Origin of the sequence: Bacteroides sp. Marseille-P8574 (genome assembly GCF_902825465.1) — a bacterium.
GTDB lineage: Bacteria > Bacteroidota > Bacteroidia > Bacteroidales > Bacteroidaceae > Bacteroides > Bacteroides uniformis.
Genome location: NZ_CADEBE010000002.1, coordinates 642780 through 659085, shown reverse-complemented (window position 1 = coordinate 659085; position 16306 = coordinate 642780). Strand labels below are relative to the sequence as shown.

The 16306-nt window shown below is 39.7% G+C and carries 20 protein-coding genes and 8 tRNA genes; 6 read left to right on the top strand and 22 right to left on the bottom strand.

The features are described from left to right. Nucleotide 1: 1 nt before the first annotated feature. The 13 genes from HUX74_RS15195 to HUX74_RS15135 all read right to left on the bottom strand — a co-directional run bounded on the left by HUX74_RS15195 (nucleotide 2) and on the right by HUX74_RS15135 (nucleotide 3946). Nucleotides 2–325 (bottom strand): hypothetical protein, encoded by a 324-nt coding sequence (locus HUX74_RS15195; protein WP_004326777.1) that lies wholly within the window; start codon nucleotides 323–325, stop codon nucleotides 2–4. A 2-nt stretch (nucleotides 326–327) separates the two neighbouring features. After that, a complete protein-coding gene (locus HUX74_RS15190; protein ID WP_005794411.1) occupies nucleotides 328–702 on the bottom strand; it encodes a hypothetical protein in 375 nt (124 codons plus the stop codon). A 19-nt stretch (nucleotides 703–721) separates the two neighbouring features. Continuing rightward, entirely contained in the window at nucleotides 722–1915 is a 1194-nt protein-coding gene (locus HUX74_RS15185; protein WP_005794414.1) for a hypothetical protein, read from the bottom strand. Between the two features lie 37 nt (nucleotides 1916–1952). After that, the gene (locus tag HUX74_RS15180) at nucleotides 1953–2360 is read right to left on the bottom strand and encodes a hypothetical protein (RefSeq protein ID WP_004327383.1); all 408 of its coding nucleotides are present in this window, start codon (nucleotides 2358–2360) and stop codon (nucleotides 1953–1955) included. 27 nt (nucleotides 2361–2387) lie between these two features. After that, nucleotides 2388–3011, bottom strand: a complete 624-nt coding sequence (locus tag HUX74_RS15175) for a hypothetical protein (RefSeq protein ID WP_174646960.1) — start codon at nucleotides 3009–3011, stop codon at nucleotides 2388–2390. A gap of 93 nt (nucleotides 3012–3104) precedes the next feature. Beyond that, nucleotides 3105–3186 (bottom strand) — tRNA-Tyr (locus HUX74_RS15170). 6 nt (nucleotides 3187–3192) lie between these two features. Then, nucleotides 3193–3277: transfer RNA gene (locus HUX74_RS15165), tRNA-Ser, on the bottom strand. Nucleotides 3278–3350: 73 nt separating this feature from the next. Next, nucleotides 3351–3422: transfer RNA gene (locus tag HUX74_RS15160), tRNA-Glu, on the bottom strand. Nucleotides 3423–3427: 5 nt separating this feature from the next. Further along, nucleotides 3428–3498 (bottom strand) — tRNA-Gln (locus HUX74_RS15155). Nucleotides 3499–3503: 5 nt separating this feature from the next. Next, a tRNA-Trp gene (locus tag HUX74_RS15150) sits at nucleotides 3504–3576 on the bottom strand. 7 nt (nucleotides 3577–3583) lie between these two features. Next, nucleotides 3584–3656, bottom strand: a tRNA-Asn gene (locus HUX74_RS15145). A gap of 79 nt (nucleotides 3657–3735) precedes the next feature. Further along, nucleotides 3736–3808: transfer RNA gene (locus HUX74_RS15140), tRNA-Phe, on the bottom strand. A 65-nt stretch (nucleotides 3809–3873) separates the two neighbouring features. Continuing rightward, a tRNA-Met gene (locus HUX74_RS15135) sits at nucleotides 3874–3946 on the bottom strand. 348 nt (nucleotides 3947–4294) lie between these two features. On the opposite strand from HUX74_RS15135, the gene HUX74_RS15130 reads away from it, so the two are divergent. Beyond that, entirely contained in the window at nucleotides 4295–5929 is a 1635-nt protein-coding gene (locus tag HUX74_RS15130; protein WP_005794423.1) for a terminase large subunit domain-containing protein, read from the top strand. Beyond that, the gene (locus tag HUX74_RS15125) at nucleotides 5926–7422 is read left to right on the top strand and encodes a phage portal protein (protein WP_005794425.1); all 1497 of its coding nucleotides are present in this window, start codon (nucleotides 5926–5928) and stop codon (nucleotides 7420–7422) included. The genes HUX74_RS15130 and HUX74_RS15125 overlap by 4 nt, the downstream gene beginning before the upstream one ends. Before the next feature lie 196 nt (nucleotides 7423–7618). Here the strand turns inward: HUX74_RS15125 and HUX74_RS15120 are convergent, their stop codons facing one another. From HUX74_RS15120 to HUX74_RS15080, 9 genes are all read right to left on the bottom strand, one after another. Next, nucleotides 7619–7873: a hypothetical protein gene (locus tag HUX74_RS15120; RefSeq protein ID WP_005794429.1), complete on the bottom strand. Its 255-nt coding sequence runs from the start codon at nucleotides 7871–7873 to the stop codon at nucleotides 7619–7621. A gap of 29 nt (nucleotides 7874–7902) precedes the next feature. Continuing rightward, a complete protein-coding gene (locus HUX74_RS15115; protein WP_174646959.1) occupies nucleotides 7903–8691 on the bottom strand; it encodes a hypothetical protein in 789 nt (262 codons plus the stop codon). Next, the gene (locus HUX74_RS15110; protein WP_008775841.1) at nucleotides 8675–9082 is read right to left on the bottom strand and encodes a hypothetical protein; all 408 of its coding nucleotides are present in this window, start codon (nucleotides 9080–9082) and stop codon (nucleotides 8675–8677) included. The genes HUX74_RS15115 and HUX74_RS15110 overlap by 17 nt, the downstream gene beginning before the upstream one ends. Next, nucleotides 9079–9456, bottom strand: a complete 378-nt coding sequence (locus HUX74_RS15105) for a hypothetical protein (protein ID WP_005794434.1) — start codon at nucleotides 9454–9456, stop codon at nucleotides 9079–9081. Before HUX74_RS15105 ends, HUX74_RS15110 begins: the two co-directional genes overlap by 4 nt. Before the next feature lie 5 nt (nucleotides 9457–9461). Further along, the gene (locus HUX74_RS15100; RefSeq protein ID WP_171035773.1) at nucleotides 9462–9698 is read right to left on the bottom strand and encodes a hypothetical protein; all 237 of its coding nucleotides are present in this window, start codon (nucleotides 9696–9698) and stop codon (nucleotides 9462–9464) included. Then, the gene (locus HUX74_RS15095; RefSeq protein WP_005794436.1) at nucleotides 9686–9868 is read right to left on the bottom strand and encodes a hypothetical protein; all 183 of its coding nucleotides are present in this window, start codon (nucleotides 9866–9868) and stop codon (nucleotides 9686–9688) included. Before HUX74_RS15095 ends, HUX74_RS15100 begins: the two co-directional genes overlap by 13 nt. Nucleotide 9869: 1 nt before the next feature. Then, the gene (locus tag HUX74_RS15090; protein ID WP_007854258.1) at nucleotides 9870–11507 is read right to left on the bottom strand and encodes a phage/plasmid primase, P4 family; all 1638 of its coding nucleotides are present in this window, start codon (nucleotides 11505–11507) and stop codon (nucleotides 9870–9872) included. Nucleotides 11508–11514: 7 nt separating this feature from the next. Beyond that, nucleotides 11515–11778 (bottom strand): hypothetical protein, encoded by a 264-nt coding sequence (locus HUX74_RS15085; RefSeq protein ID WP_005794441.1) that lies wholly within the window; start codon nucleotides 11776–11778, stop codon nucleotides 11515–11517. A gap of 758 nt (nucleotides 11779–12536) precedes the next feature. Further along, the gene (locus HUX74_RS15080; protein WP_055300628.1) at nucleotides 12537–13103 is read right to left on the bottom strand and encodes a hypothetical protein; all 567 of its coding nucleotides are present in this window, start codon (nucleotides 13101–13103) and stop codon (nucleotides 12537–12539) included. Nucleotides 13104–13478: 375 nt separating this feature from the next. Here HUX74_RS15080 and HUX74_RS15075 point away from each other — a divergent pair, with 375 nt between their 5' ends. From HUX74_RS15075 to HUX74_RS15060, 4 genes are all read left to right on the top strand, one after another. Then, the gene (locus HUX74_RS15075) at nucleotides 13479–13718 is read left to right on the top strand and encodes a hypothetical protein (protein ID WP_004327398.1); all 240 of its coding nucleotides are present in this window, start codon (nucleotides 13479–13481) and stop codon (nucleotides 13716–13718) included. A 139-nt stretch (nucleotides 13719–13857) separates the two neighbouring features. Further along, nucleotides 13858–14139 carry a hypothetical protein gene (locus HUX74_RS15070; RefSeq protein ID WP_004327399.1) on the top strand — a complete coding sequence of 94 codons (282 nt, stop codon included), beginning with the start codon at nucleotides 13858–13860 and terminating at the stop codon, nucleotides 14137–14139. Between the two features lie 77 nt (nucleotides 14140–14216). Next, nucleotides 14217–15110, top strand: a complete 894-nt coding sequence (locus HUX74_RS15065; RefSeq protein WP_120068098.1) for a hypothetical protein — start codon at nucleotides 14217–14219, stop codon at nucleotides 15108–15110. Nucleotides 15111–15112: 2 nt separating this feature from the next. After that, a complete protein-coding gene (locus tag HUX74_RS15060; protein ID WP_004327401.1) occupies nucleotides 15113–15325 on the top strand; it encodes a hypothetical protein in 213 nt (70 codons plus the stop codon). The last annotated feature ends 981 nt before the right edge of the window (nucleotides 15326–16306 follow it).

Genomic DNA, 16306 nt, shown 5'->3' with positions numbered 1-16306 from the left:
GTTAATTTTTTGCAAGATTGAAATACACAGTTGTTCCCAAATTTCCGGCATAGCTATCAGTAACCATACATTGAGTGAAAGTGCCTTGTCTGTCCGTGACATCTATCAGATCACCGGCCAATATTCCTTCAACAATTCCGGGAAGGCTCAACAGATAATCGCTCTTTATCACATTATCGGTTTTGAATGTCCGCAAATTTGTACTACCTTCCTTTCGGCATATACCTTCATACAAGATCACCTTCTCACCATCACTGAAAGAATCCTCACCTATAATTCGGTAAACAGTACATTTGTGCGGATGCCGTGGATTATTTACTTTCATACTCAAAAATTGACTATTCTGATTTTAGTGCCCTTTACAACTTCTTCATCCCATTTCTCATACAGTTCTTTCGCCATTTCACGGAGTTGCCGCTTGTCGTATGCACTGGTCTGCCAACCACCTTCCTTATGCTTCCATCCCCCGTCACTGTCTTCGGTATCATTCTTACTGCTTGGAGTGCTTGCACACCACATGTAAATATCGGCAGTGGCAAGATCAAGCTGCCTTTCGGTCAGTTCACTTACCATTGTTCCAAAAGCGATTTTCCGCTTGACAAGAACCCTTTTGAGGGCGTTGTCCGCTATTTCATAAGCAGTTGCGCCACTCAAAAAGTCCTCAATGGTCATATCTTCCGTATGAGAAAGTTCCTCATTCATTCTTGCATGAATTTAAGAATTACACAGTTACAGTAGAGATGAACATATACTGTGGCATTCTCGGCACACACATTTGGGCGGCTTCACTTTCAATATAGATTGAATGTGTTTCAGGATTGGCTCTCTGTGTCAGTTTCAAGCGTCCACCGTCATAAGAAGCAACCTTGTTTGCCTCATATCCCAAAGTCAAAGGCTCCACACCTTGAATAGTACCGATCTGACCTACTGGTATAAAGGCAATATTGGTGGCCTTGAAGTTCTCCACTTGTTCAGTGATAAGATCAGGTTGTCCGTCCGCATCCTTACCGGGCTTGTCAACAAAAGCATAGCTGTCACGTGGCACGATTTCATCCACCTTAACCAGTTTCTTGAAAATGGCTTTCAGGCGGTCTTCATCTTCATTCTGTGCATTGGCAATAACCGTACTATCATCCGTCACAGTCGGATAGAGGGAATGGCCGATACGTTTAAGAACCGTGGTATGAGTCATTAAATCATCCCATAAGTCCTGCGCCAGCTCCATCCTGATCTTGCCCAAATAATGATATTTGCGGCGAATCTCTTTCACTCTGTTCTTTACATCCATAATCGGATCAGAGGCAGAGCCTTGATTTGCCGGAATATGTTCATCCTTAGTCCACCAGCGGCTTGTGCCGGCCAATACTTGATAATGGTTTTCAGGGATATTAAAGTCAATAGTGATACCCTTCAAACCACGTGGGTTGTTATCAGTATCAATAGTGAACTTACCCGTGGAAACAATTCTCATTCGCTGGTGAGTAAGCGCATTGTAGTACGATCCGATAAGACCGTCAGCACTTTCATCAAGCAAGCCCAAGAACACATTCTGCATCTCTTCCGTCAATGCGGACATGCCTACCCGTTGCAACAGCTGCAATTGTTGTCTCACAGTCACACGGTTCAAACGGTAGAACTTCTTTTGAGTCGGGATATTACCCGTCCTTCCTTCGAGTTCTCCCAATGCAGCTTCATAACCCGGACTTTCCGGATCAACGTAAGCTGGCAGCGTTTTCACGCCGAGGCTCGTAATAAGCTGGGAGAAAGTATAATCCAACTTGGTTGCTTCAAATTCAAAACCATCAATTTGAAGTAGGTCATACTTCTCCTTGTAACGGTCAATAAATTCTTGCCAAGTGTCCCCACCAAGCCCATACTCGATAACCTTGTACAAATCAATAGGAAGTGTATTCATACAATTGTCGTATTTTAAATGTTGTTTTCAAATTCTTTTACTGCACCCATACAATTTGAGGAAGTGTAGTAATCTTTTGCAGGATAGCGACCACTTCTTCGTCAAACATGTACTGATAAATCTCTCCGGCATAGACTACTGTCCCACTGGCCTTTGTGTTGCCACTGGCTACAAGAATATCTTCTTGCAAATAACCATTAATGCCAAGAGTGGTAATATCTGATTCAGCCGCCTTGATCTGTGCATCCGTATAAGCGGTGAATGTCTTACCTGAAAGATCAAACTTCACAGCTGTACCGGCAGGAATCTTGCCAACCGCAACCCAATCGGAAATGTTGCTCACCATACCACCGCCCGGATAACGGTGACGGATTTCACGCCACACTTTACGGGCATGTCCGTATTTCACGGTGTTCACATCAAACGTGTTACCCATTGTTCCCATACATTTATTGTTTTAGAGTTAATAATTTCAATTCTTCTTCCAGCCTTCCTTCTTGCCTTTACGTTCAAAGTATCTGCTGGCTGCATTGTGTTGTGTTCCACCTGAACCGTCAGAAGTTCTTGGGGCGGTGCCATAACCCCTGCACGCCTTATATTCTGCATCATATTTCGGCAGAAATTCAGTAACCAGTTCATCCACAGTTTTCTTGGTATCGAAAGTTACCCCTTGTAAGGTCTTGCTCAACACATAATCATCATTCGCTTGTTTGGCCTTCATTGCAGCCGTAACCTTCTTCAACAAATCAGATTGAACCTTTTTGCTGTCTTCCGCGTCTAAACGTGCTTCCAGTTCTTTCAGTTTCTTCTCCAGTTCATCATCGTTTTTCGGTGGTACCGGTGGAGTTGGAGGTGTCGGGGGAGTCGGTTGGGGCTTATAGTTTTTCTTAAAGTCCTCAACTCTGGTTGCGACATCATGGTTGTACTGTCCTTGCATCCCTTTCAGAAAATTCACAGCCTTGTTCCAATAAGCCTCGTCAGGCTCCGAACCTTCGGCTATGGGATTAAGTTCTATATACGTCTGTAATGTCTGCGGTGAAAAACTGGTTTCTCCAAGTTTCTCACTTAATGTGGATAAGATTTTTTCTTGTTCCATCGTGTTTATTTTGTGTTTATGTTGAATAAAAAAAGAGTCAGACAATGCTTTTTGCATCAATCTGACTCTTTGGTCTTATTTTCCATTTAATAGTGGGCAGTATTGGACTCGAACCAATGAAGACGAAAGCCAATAGATTTACAGTCTATCCCGTTTGCCACTTCGGTAACTACCCGTTTTGCGGAAGCAGAAGGATTCAAACCTCCGAAGCCTTTCAGCTTGCCTCTTTAGCAAAGAGGTGGTATCGTTCACTCACCCATACTTCCAATATGCGACCTACAAGATGTCTCGGTGAAACCACCGCATTTCCCTTGTATTTCGGACGTTATTCATTCTGTGTAGCGTATCAGAGAATCGAACTCTGGTTTCCACCGTGAAAAGGTGACGACCTAACCGTTAGTCGAATACGCCATTTGTTGAGATACAAGGATTTGAACCTTGAATAGCAGAACCAAAATCTGCTGTGTTGCCATTACACCATATCTCAATATGCGCGAAGAGAAGGACTCGAACCCCCGACAATCAGGTTTGGAATCTGACGTTCTTCCAACTGAACTATCTCCGCTTCATTGCGCCCGGTGATAGAATCGAACTACCGACCTTTACATTAACAGTGTATTGCTCTACCAATTGAGCTAACCGGACAATATACCTATACTCACCTAACCTGCGATACCCCATTTCAGCGTACCTGTGGGAATTGAACCACACCGTATAGGTTTTGTGGAAAGAGATGAAATCGAATCACCTTAACCGGATTTTCAGTCCGGCGCATACACCACGTCTGCCATCTTTCCATATTCTCCCTTTATCCCCATACGCCACATCGAAGGGAGAAACAATGCGGCAACTCCAACTATTGTTGCGGAGATTCGACTCGAACGAATGACCTTTGGGCTATGATCCCAACGAGCTACCAGCTGCTCCACTCCGCGATATTATCCTGAAAACTACTTTGTACCCACAATATCCACATTTATGTAGTTCTTGCATCTACGACACTTCACTCTCAATATAACAACACCATTGACATAGCTTATATCAGTTAGTTTCTGACCGCATATCGGACATAAAACTATCTTGTTGTATATTTCCCTTTGATCTGCATCTTTATCCGCACTAATTTTTATCATACTCCATGTTTTCGTTGCAAATATATGTACTGGATTTCTTTTCTCAAAACATTTTTGATATTATTTTCTATTAAAATGTAGAAAATAATACTCTTTATGCGTATTTTTGTACTGCAATATTAGAATCAGAGCTTATAGGCCGGTCTCCACATGTGTAATGTGAGGATCGGTTTTCTTTTTATGGAGAAATATAGTGGAATAAAAACGGTTAATGCCAGTTTGGTGCTTGATTATGAATATATCCAAATGTTAAGGGACGCGGATAGGAAAATTCCTAATCCGAATAAGATAATCGCACAAGGTGGAGGGCAGGAAAACATGCTCTCCACCCCGGCTGATATTACCATCTGTGGGGGATGCCGTGGAGGAAGTAAAACTTTTACTCTTCTTATGGAAACATTGAAAGATATAAAAAATAAAAACTTCCGTTCTGTGCTTCTCCGGCATGAGATAGACGATCTCTCTGATATGGTAGAAACATCATCCACCTTATATGATGATTTTGGGGAATACAACAAGTCCAAAAACGACATGCGCTGGAATTTCTATAAAGGTGGATTTTTAAAATTCAGCTATCATGCTGACACACTTGACGATTTCAAAAAGCGTTTTCAAGGTAAACAGTTCGCATATATAGGTGTGGATGAAATAACCCACATGGAATATCTCAAATTCAAATACCTTATCACTTGTAACCGTAACGCCTTTCATATCCGTAACCGCTTTATCGGAACATGTAACCCTGATCCTGACAGCTGGGTTGCAAAATTCATTGACTGGTGGATCGGAGAAGATGGTCTTCCAATCCCGGAACGTGATGGCAGAGTCCGGTATTGTTTTATGGACGGGGACAATGTTTCAGGTATATATTGGGGAGATACCCGTGAGGAAGTATATGAGCAATGCAAGGATATTATACACGCCTACTGGAAGCCGGAGTATGAGCAATATGGCACACCACAAGAACTGTTTATCAAGTCGGTTACTTTTATTGAAGCAAAACTTTCCGATAATGTAAAACTGATGTCTTCTGATCCGACCTATTTGGCTAACCTTGTCAACCAGTCAGACGAACAACGCGCACGCGATCTTGACGGTAACTGGAAATACAAAGCTGCCGGAGATGATATAATAAAGCTGACTCACATGGAAGCCTTATACCGCAATTCCATGCAGATAGGTGATGGAATACGCCGGGTATCATGTGATGCGGCATTTGAGGGTGGCGACAGTCTTGTCATGTGGCTGTGGGAAGGATGGCATATAAGAGACATATTTGTTTGCAAACTTGACAGCAAGAAAACAGTCGATACCGTAAAAGCGATGCTGGAAGAATGGCATGTAAGAGAAGAATGCTTCACCTATGACCTTAACGGACTCGGACAAATATTCAAAGGCTTTTTCCCGAATGCAATCCCATTCAACAACAAAGAAGCCGTGGAAGAGAAATTCAAATACATCTATGCGAATTTAAAATCACAAGCGGCATATCTGTTCGCACAAAAAATTATCAACCGGGAGATTTCCATTGAACCGACTCTTCTTGAACGCAAGTTCTCCGGCAAAGGGTTTGAGAAAGTTCCCCTTAGACAGATTCTCGACAAGGAAAGGAAAGCGATACGAAAGGATGAAGACAGTGAAGAGAAAGGCTGGACTATTATCAAGAAGATTATAATGAAAAAATTAGTAGGTCATTCTCCCGACTTCATAGAAGCATTGCTTATGCGAATGATTTTTGAAATTAAACATAAACGCAAACACATAAAAGGTTTAGGATTAATATGATAGCAGAGATTCTTACAAAAAAGCCTTTTGCAAGGGTTACTCCCGAAGGTTACTTGCAAGGCAGGATTACGAGCGATTTAAGAAACGCATCGTTCACAAACAACAGTGATAGGCTGACATGGCAGCTCATTTCGCAGGCTGATTTTATCCGTGAGTTTTATCCTTCAGGGCACAAGATCAATTCGGAATTGTTTTACCCGGACAGACTGAAATATGACGAAGAGAAGAAACGGTTCTTCCGGGAGAAAGTATTCCGTGCTTCTTTTCCCTTTCAGATGATAATCACTATCCAACAACTTGTACATCTATGTGGCAATGACATTCATCATGAGCTGACCGATACCAAAGTTGATGAAAGTTCACGGGAAATATTTCTCGAATTTCAAAAAGGATGGCTGGATAAAAATATGGAGATTGCATTTTACGAATATGCCAAAAGTGTAAAAATAACGGGAGATGCAGCAATCGTATTCTATATGAATGAAGGCAAGGTGTTCACCAAGAATCTCTCCTATTTTGATGGTGACACTCTTTATCCTCACTACGATTCCATAACCGGTCAAATGACACTGTTTGCCCGGCGATACAGCGACTATGACGAAGAGGGAAAGGAACTCATTTCTTGGGTGGAAGTGTGGGATAATAAAAAAATGTACCGTTACCGGCAGGATAAAAGGGGAATAGCCGGAGCAATAAACAAAGTGAAACAGTATTTCGGTATTGAAGGATATACATTAGTGGAAGAACACGATCATGGATTTACCGAATGTCCGGTTGTATATTATCGGGACAAACACGGTGCCTGCTGGAGCTTTTCACAAGATAATATCGACAAGTACGAACTGGCTATTTCCCATTTGTGTCAAAACAATATGGCATACGCATTTCCAATCATGTTACTTAAAGGTGAAGATGTTGAGATTCAGGGAGATATGTATGGTGCGGTAAAAGCTATCACTATGGGGAAGGATGATGATGCAGGCTTTATGAATCGTCCCGAAGCATCACAATCATTTGAACTTCAAATTAATACATTACTTAAAATGATTTTTATGGGGAGTTTTGTTGTCATGCCTCCCGAAGTAAAGTCAGGAGATTTACCGGGTGTTGCTATCAAGCTGATCTATTCACCATCTTTGGAAAAAGCCATGATTGACTGCAAGGAATTTGACGAATCAATAGACAAAATGAAACGGCTGTTCCTGCACGGATATGGAACAGAAAAAGGCCAACTTACCAAATTCCTCAATTTGAAAATTTTTTCGTGGGCAGTTCCATACGTCCACCAAAATGCAGCCGAATTGGTATCGAACTTGGTACAATTAGTCGGTGCCGGTATTTTATCAAAAGAAACCGGCTCGGAAGAATCCGGCTATGGAAAAAACAATGAATGGGATCGTATCATGCGTGAATATAAGGAACAGCAACAAGCTGACTTGCTATATCAACTGAAAATCAAGAAAAATGAAAATAAAGAGGGTAATGCAAAATGATCTGTACCAACGCGGAGCGCGAAAGCAATCCCGTACTCCGCGCTCTGAATCCAATGTAACTATACATTAGGAAAAGCCGCCTCTGCCTACATAAAATAGACAGAGGCTTTACTTTTTCAACAATTTGGTTGATAAGCTTGTGTTATAACAAGTCAGCTTCTACATTGCAAATGTAATGAATGAATTGAATATGACACTACTTTCGATACAATTTTTTATTATAAGGCTTTCGAGGATATTTCCGGTTAAGCTTCTTTTGCAGATCATCATTGATACTTTCATTCAGAAGGATTTTAGAATTTAGCACCCGGACTTCTCCAGTAAGTTCCATAATAGTTTTAGATTGTGTCGCATTTTGTTTTGAAAGCTCAACATTGGCAATAGCCAGTTTGCTGCATTCTGATGCAAGATGATTGAGTTTCTTTGTGCTGATTAATGATAATCCAAACATAATATTCTGATATTTAGTATGTTAAATAATTATATTGCTGATACGGGAACGGCAAAGCATTTACAATGACCGTGATACGGTGGTAATTTGTCCCATTCCACATGAAATCCGACTTCATCGTCACAAATGTTACAAGGATAGGAGCTGCCACGCATGACAAAGAACCCTACGGCTCCACAGGCTTTAGCCTGCAATTCCCAATGCTTCATCCAACCCTCTGCCACAGCATACTCCGTCAAATCTGACAGTGCAGTCCAAGAGCTTACAGTACGTCCTACTCCAAAAGACTCCTGAACACCGAGTCTTGAAATAATCGGATAACCCTTTGAAATAGCTCTCTGTACATGCTCATTAAGCAATGGCGTTTTTACCGACTGCCTGATAGATGAAAGTAATTTGTCTTTGGAAAGGTTCAGTAGTAATCCGGCGGCAATGGCCGTTTCAACCTCCTTTGAAAACCGGTCAACATATTCTCTTGCGCGTTGCGTGAAGGTTTTGCTGTATGATTCTCGCGTTATATATGTTATGATTGCATCCTTATTATCCTCATGTGTCGCTACTGCCAAAGTATAAGTATAGTCTTCAATTATTTCAAGAAGGGATAAAATAATGGCATCCACTTCCTCCTGCAACTGTCTGTTTGCTGAAAAACGGAACAGTTCAGGGCTGATCTTGTACCGGTATGAAATATCTATAATTTGCTTTGCTGCCTCGATCATTACAATTTGAAGATTGGTACGCATGGATAGCTCCGCATCCAAACGTTGACGGAGGTATTCTTTGGCCTCTTCAATTTCCTTATCAGTCGGTACCCTCATTTTTATGTTCCTCCTTAATACTTTCCTTTATGCTATTCATGTTTCTTTCTTCTTCCAGTATTTTGGCATCATCTTCCGGTGATACTGGTTTCTGCAAGCCTCGTAGCCGTTCGGTAAGATCAGAATAGCTTTTAAAAAACTCTTCCATAAACTTAACATCGGGGGTTGCGTTACTAATAAGGAAACAGACTTTGATCCATGTTTCCAAATATTCGCGAAGTTCCTTATTGTTGGCTAATTCCCGAATCCGGGAGAACATTCCGTTGTCATCCCGAAAACGCATACTCCAAAAACCTGACACTGCCTTAATACTGATCCAGTCATGTTCACTACCATTATCCCTCGTAACAATAAAGTTACCTACCTGAATACCATTTGTTTTTTTGCTCATAATCCTATTTTTAATTTACGTTCAAATCTATCTCCAAGATTAAAAAAGTATTCCTTACCGTAAGAGTTTATACGTTCTTCATCCGATGATACTTTATTCATTTCATAAATCAAGCAACTATACCTATCATCATCAGGAAGAAGCCCTTTGCACTCTTCTCTGATATAAATATGATGCTTCCCATTTACCCAATAAAATTCAGAGAGAAATCCACCAAGAAGCATTTCAATCATTTTTTGGTGCCTGACAGACAATTCTCCTTGCACTGCTATATCCATTACAATGCTCTTACCTTCTATTGTCTTCAATTCACATGAATAGTTCAAGGCCCGAAGAATAGACATCAGCTCAACACTTAACTCTATGTGATTCATATTTTTCATACTTTTACTATTTCAAATTCATCTGCATGTTCCTTGCCAATCCAATCCCGTTTCTGATTTTCAGTTGCGCTTTCGTAGATTCTTCCTCGCTTAGACAAATGCCTTTTCCTAAAAATACCTTCTTCTCCAAGTTTGTCATAATCTCTTCTTGAAGGGGATAATCCCTTTGCCCTGCAAAAGAACAATCCCGTTTCCTTGTGTCTAAATTTTACTGCCATGCTTATTCCTCCCATGGATTTTCGTCTTCTTCCTCAACGTAAATCCGTTTTAATTTGTCTGATACTTCTTCAAGCTCACGCTTCATTTGATTTACATGAAATCCAGCTGGCATAGGGATTTCCAATGCTCCCCGTAGGTTATCTATTTTTTCAATAACCTCTGCAAATTCATCCGGTGCGATCATACTATTTGGTTCTTATTTTTAATTGTTTGATAATCTTCTCCACAGCGTCCAAGTCAAAAACAGTTGTTCTCTTCTCCATGTGGTACGTCCCCTCCAGTTTCTTCTCCCGGAACAAACGCTGGACTTGATAAATGCTCAATGACAAGCAGGCCGCAAGCCCTTCATGGGTATAAGCGTATCGTTTGCCATCTTGATAAACCGGTTTAGCGATCCTTTGCTTATAGTTACCCCGTAGGTCTTCCCGTTTCTCATAATAGAGTTTTTCCGTCAAGGCTGTTCCATACAAACCATACACCTGACCATTCGGGGTTCTTTTTTTACGATAACCGGCTTCCGAAAGAATACGTCCGAATACTGTCACATTCTCTTCTTTGGCATTATTGTCCCTACACCATTTGCAATATTTCCGGTACAGAATGGCCGAAGACATCCATTTGGGTTCAATATCGGCAATTTCCTCATAGCGGCACAGATAGTTCATTTGATACATGAACTTCATTACGGTACTACTTTCCGACTGATATTCATCCATGACATTTTCAAGCTCCTTACTGTCTGTCAACTTATAACCATTGGCGATAAAACGGTCACGTCCTTCCAATATCCAATTGAATATAGCTGGGTATTCGGCCTCCAAATCCCGTGACAGTTCTTTTTTCTGCCGGGCTTTGGGTATCTCCACCTCAAAGGGAATAATGCAAATACGCCGCCTCATTCCATAGCTCCAGTCTTTCAAATACGGCATTTGGTTGGCATTTGCCATAAGCAGAGGAATATTGTAAGCAGTGAAGTTATCGCCATAGATAGGCCGGGCTTCGGTAGGTTCACCACTGATAAGGCTCTTCAACGTGTCACTATCCTTACCAAACTCTAACGCTTGTATTTCAGAACAGTAGTTCAACCGCTTGCCATTAATGAAAGCGATATTTTTTTTTCTCTCATTTCCAGTAATCAATGCACCTATGCCGAAATTGCTGACATTCTCCCGGCCAAGTATGCCCATGATCGTTTCAAAGACTACACTTTTGCCATTGGAGCCGGAGCCACGAAGAACAAGCATAGTTTCCATTTTCGCCACACGCCGGTCAACAAAAATACTTCCAAGAAACTCCTGCAAAACTTTTTGCATGTTTTTGTCCGGCAAAACTTCATCCAGGAACATTCTCCAAAGAAAGACATGCTCTTCCGGCTTGTAGTCATAGGGAACACATGTAGTCTGTACCCAACGGCGGTTGAAAGAATGTGCACGGCGAGCATTCATATCAAACACACAGTTATTGAACACCACAATGGCATTATCAGGCTTCAAGGCTTTTCCTGCCACCACACGCTTACAGACTTTCAGTACACCCTCCACACGGGAATAATCACCATTGGGCATTTTGCATTTACGCATCAAGTCATATATCAGATTGCCAAAATCATCCCATGCCATCTCTTCATATATCCGGCCACTGAAATAGTAAGGCGTACCATTGAACTTACAAATCGAAGATCGTATAATGGCTGCACGCATCAAGTCCTGCACAGCGTCAACACGCGCTGCACTTTTGGACTCTTGTAAGGCGGCATCCAGTTTCTCGCCTTTCATAAGCCCGAAGACCTCATTTAACAACTTCCTATACTTTCCCTTCTCCATGTACAATCTATGAATTTGAATACCCGGCACGGGTTAAGGCCTCAACCATATATACTGACAGATTATTTATAGCAACATCTCCTGAATATCCAAATCGCCACAAATCAGTACGCCAGTCCTCTAAAGATGTGTCACAAGGTATATGATATTTTTGCATAATATCTCGCATCACCGCACAATCTTCATATCTTTCCTCTTCCTGCGCTTTTCTGAACACAGAAACAAAAACGTATCGCCCATAATCAAACAATATAGACTCAAACTTATTCATACCACCGTTTTTATACCCGAAAACAAAGCATTTCTACTGTTTTTATGCTATTTTTCAAGTGTTTTATGCCACAAATATAGCTTATTTTCTACATAATTACCATATAAATACTATTATTTTCTACTTAAAATATAGAATAAACACGCTTTTTTGAAGTCTTTTTGCCATGTTTTTATTCGTTGCATCATTGAAGACCAATAATCGCAAAATATTGATAAACAAAGGATAACTACTCTATTTCAATAGGAAATACAGATGGAACATTCTCTCTGATATGTATGGTTTATGTAGGGTTTTAAAGGCAACTATACATATATAACATATTGAAATACAAATCAATGGAAAAATAGTGCATAGTATGTATAGTTTTTTATGCAAACCATATTATATATATTTTTTTCCCATACGCAATTTACATATAAACTATACATACTATACATTAAATTTCCATTGACCTAATAATGAATGATTTACACATGTATAGTTATGAAGTAAACTATACATATACTATACATTTTCAGAAGTAAAACTATACATCGGACATTCACTTTTGTAATTTATCATTGGAAAAGCCTTAAAAACATCCATTATTGGCTCCAAAAAAGAAAAAAAATAAAAATCTTGACCGGGATTGAAACATGCTTGGTGTCTTGGGTAGCCGGGGGGGGTGCCCTCCCTGCTTTCATTATCCAGTTGACCGGCAAAGAAGGAGAAAAGCCGCGCTTTGCCTTGATTCTCTTTATATTATACCTATAATATTAAATATTATCCGGCTTTTCCGCTTCTTCTGCTTTCCGCTTTGCTCGATCAGCTATAAAAAGGCTACATCTATAACATTGCAAAGGCAGATAATAATGTACTGTTTCCTCTTCTTCTGTATTTTCGTCCTTCTTCATCTGTTGTAAATCGGCTATTTTCATTAATACATCTGCACGATCTTTGCCCCTCAAATAAGGCAAGGTTTGTTCGAGACCTGACAAAACAGCGTCTTTATCTCGGTATTGTACAACATTCCCGGCTTTTTCTTCCTCTTCTGTTTCTGTGCTTTTCTTTTTCTTCTTGCTTTTGGGGCTATCATTGTCAGGAAGGAAGGCGGCGCGGTTATCTTCAAAAGACCGTATCAATTTATTAATGCCGGGTTTATCCTTTGCAAGCTGGGCGGCTCCGCGTTGCGCCGTTTCTATTTTGGTGGATCGTGGTCTAAATATAGTTGCGTACGCTTCGCCACGACTGGCACCGGATGCGACAAGCATACAAAAGAAAACATCATCCGGGGTTAATTGATAAATTTGCTGTAAATCTGTTACGCGCTTACTATACACCATATAAAACGATATAAAAGGGTTTATTATATTGGCGTCTCGCGCTCTGTAACTTGCTACAAAGTTAAACAAAGGCTATAAATAAAGCAAATAAGCGTATCTATAGGCGTAAACATACAAATATTTCCTTACTTCTTAAATACTTTATATTTATCATTATATTATCTATTAATTTATTGATAATCAATGTATTATATAAATATTAATAAATGCAAAAACAGAGCGATTTCTTAAAAAATAAAAGTACATTTTGTTTTGTATTACAAATATTATTCGTACCTTTGTAATACAGAAAAGGAGATAAAAAGACCGGATCACCTTCCACAAATTCCGCTTTTACTTCTTCTTGGTTGAATGTTTAATTTAAAATATAAGATCATGGAAGTATTACTAAACTTACAAAACAAAAATGTAACGTTAAACGCCGTACATGTAGCCCCAGAGGGCACAAACTGTTGCAACCGTTTGAAGGTTCATTTTGATGTGTTTCAAGAAACAGCGAAAAAAGCCGCTATTATAAGACTATCAACGGCAAATAGTTTTGAACTGATTCACTATCAAGATAAACATATAGCGTTATTAATTCCCTTTGATCGCATTCAAAAGATTTCGTATTAATAAAAAACCGGGTCGAGTTTGGCGACTCTTCCCGGCCTCCCTTTAAACTTTGCGTTTATCGGATCACCTTCCACAGTGATAACGCAAAGTTAAGGGAAAAACAAAGACAAACCAAGTTTCACCCTTTAATTTTTGCGTTATGAACACAGATTTATTAATTATCTACATTCGCAATTCTCGCGATATTTACGCGCTTACTGAATGGCTGCAAAATGCACTTTTGAAAAAAGTAAACCGCGGCTTAACTCCTTCCGTTGAATATCTTGCAAACTGTTCCACTATGAAAAAGATCGTCCGGATGGCTGCAAAAATGCTTTCCGATCAGGATCATAAGACCGCAACCAAGCAAGAAAAAGAACAAGCGGCAAGAGAACACGCGGCCTATATTATCGGATGCGTGGAATATCTTTCTAAATTCTAATAATAACTATTTTTCCGGGGCTGTCATGGCTCCGGGTTACTTCTTACTTTCATTATTCACCCTTTAAATTTTGTATTATGACAACTACAAATAGACTTTGTTACACAGTATCAAAAAGATATATTCAAGCCGGGACAACCTTTAAAATCAATGTTAAAATATTACTGGCTGATGATTGCAAAAATAATATATGCGATTGGAGTATAACGGCGGATATTTACGAACAACGCAAAAACGGGCGTTTCGTTTGGTGTGCTGGTGGTTGCTGCCATGAAGAAATACTAAAGCGTTTCCCACAGTTTAAAATGTTCGTTGATCTTCATTTGTCTAATCATTACGGCGCGCCAATGTACCCAGTTGAAAACGGTTTTTACCATATTACGAACAGCAGCAAAGAAACTGCAATTAACTATTTGCGTATCACGGAAACGGAATATAATTTGCTTCATCAGGCAGAAGATAAACAATACTTTAAATACCTCCTTTATATGCTCGGTATCGTTGAACGCTGGAAAAGAGAATCTAACGAGGCTTTAAAAAAGCTGGAAGAGTTAACCGGGCAAACATGGGAAAACCCATATAAGCCGGAAAACGAACGTTTTACTTTGAAATTGACGGACGAAGAACGTACAACTATAACTAACAGAATAAACGATGGTTATTATCGCCCTGAAGCTGTACAAGCGCGAAAAGACGAAGAAAAGCGCAAAGCATACGAGAAAAAACGCGCTGAAATAATTAACGATTGCAAAAAGAAACAACAAAAGGCCGAAAATGAAAAGCGGGTTATGTTGGCCGTTCTTGATGCCGGGTTATCAGTTAATAATGTGATATATTACGATCATAGTAACGAGCTTGTTTTTAATTGGAAAGACTACGAAACAAAAGTAACGGAGAACGATTTTAATAAATTCGTTTCCAGTGTTAACCGTTCTTTGTTGCCTGCTGGCATAACTTTTAAAATGAAATAGCCATGGCAAAATACACGATAACCAATCAAAAAGAGTTACGCCGATCTTTTTGGGAGTTCTGCAAAGAGTTCGGAGGCGAATTTGAAAGAGAAGCCAACAAAAAGAAACATTCTTTTAAACTGGATTTTAATATAGCTTTCGGAGAATATAAAGACGGACTTTGTAAAGATGGCATTATATCGCAAAGTTTATACGAACGTGCAACACTTTATTAATAATAAGCTATGTTTTGTTTAATGCTGCTTTTATTCGGTGCCGTGGTGTTTATCTCCGGCACCGATCCCAAAAAAATAAAAGACTTCATAAATAAAAACGATCAATCAGACAAATTTTAAATTTATGGAGAAAAAGATATCATATCATATTGGGTTATATGGATTTAGAAAACTTATAGTTTATGTAATTAAGGATAACGGGGATAATACATCTATTGTTAGCCTTAACAAAGACGGTTCATTCCCTAAATACGTTTGGAACTGTAATTTGCATAACATAAACGAATAATACAAATATTCCACCGCGCCGGGCGGTTTCCCGGCATTCCTTTAAACTTTGATATTATGACTACCTATATAATAGAATCCCCAAACGGAGAAACGCACAAATTAGAAGTATTCCGCACCGCAACCGGATTTAGTGTTTGTGTTGATGGCTCAAATATATGTGAGAGTATAACGGAGGAAGATTTTTTGCAAGAGCTTGAAAACCCTACTTTCTAACATGGTGGGCGTAATTATTTGGCTAATAGTAGTTTTATTAATCTGCTTTAGCGTGTTTGGCGGTCTTTGGCTGCTTCCTATTTACTTGCTTTTCTGCCTTGCTTTAGGCTTTTACTTTGGTGTAAAATATCTAACTATTTAATGTTATGAATGAAAAAGAATTTAACGGCCTTATTTTGGCCGAACTGGTTAAAATAGCAAACGAAGTTTTTACAAATGAAATAGAAATAGCTCCCGGCACCTATACCGCCGCGGAGCTTGCAAAGCTGAAAGATGCCAACGGCAACGAGATAAATATAAAATATCTTTGCGTTGATGCCAAACTAAATATAACGGATTTTAGGGCTGTACAAATAAACAGCTTTAAGTGTTCTTTCCCAGTGGATCAGGTTTTTAATCTTGTTTGGCAATTTGAAAAGCTGATAGGCACCAAACAAGCCAATAAAACAAGGTTTACCAAAATAGAAGAGCGTGAAA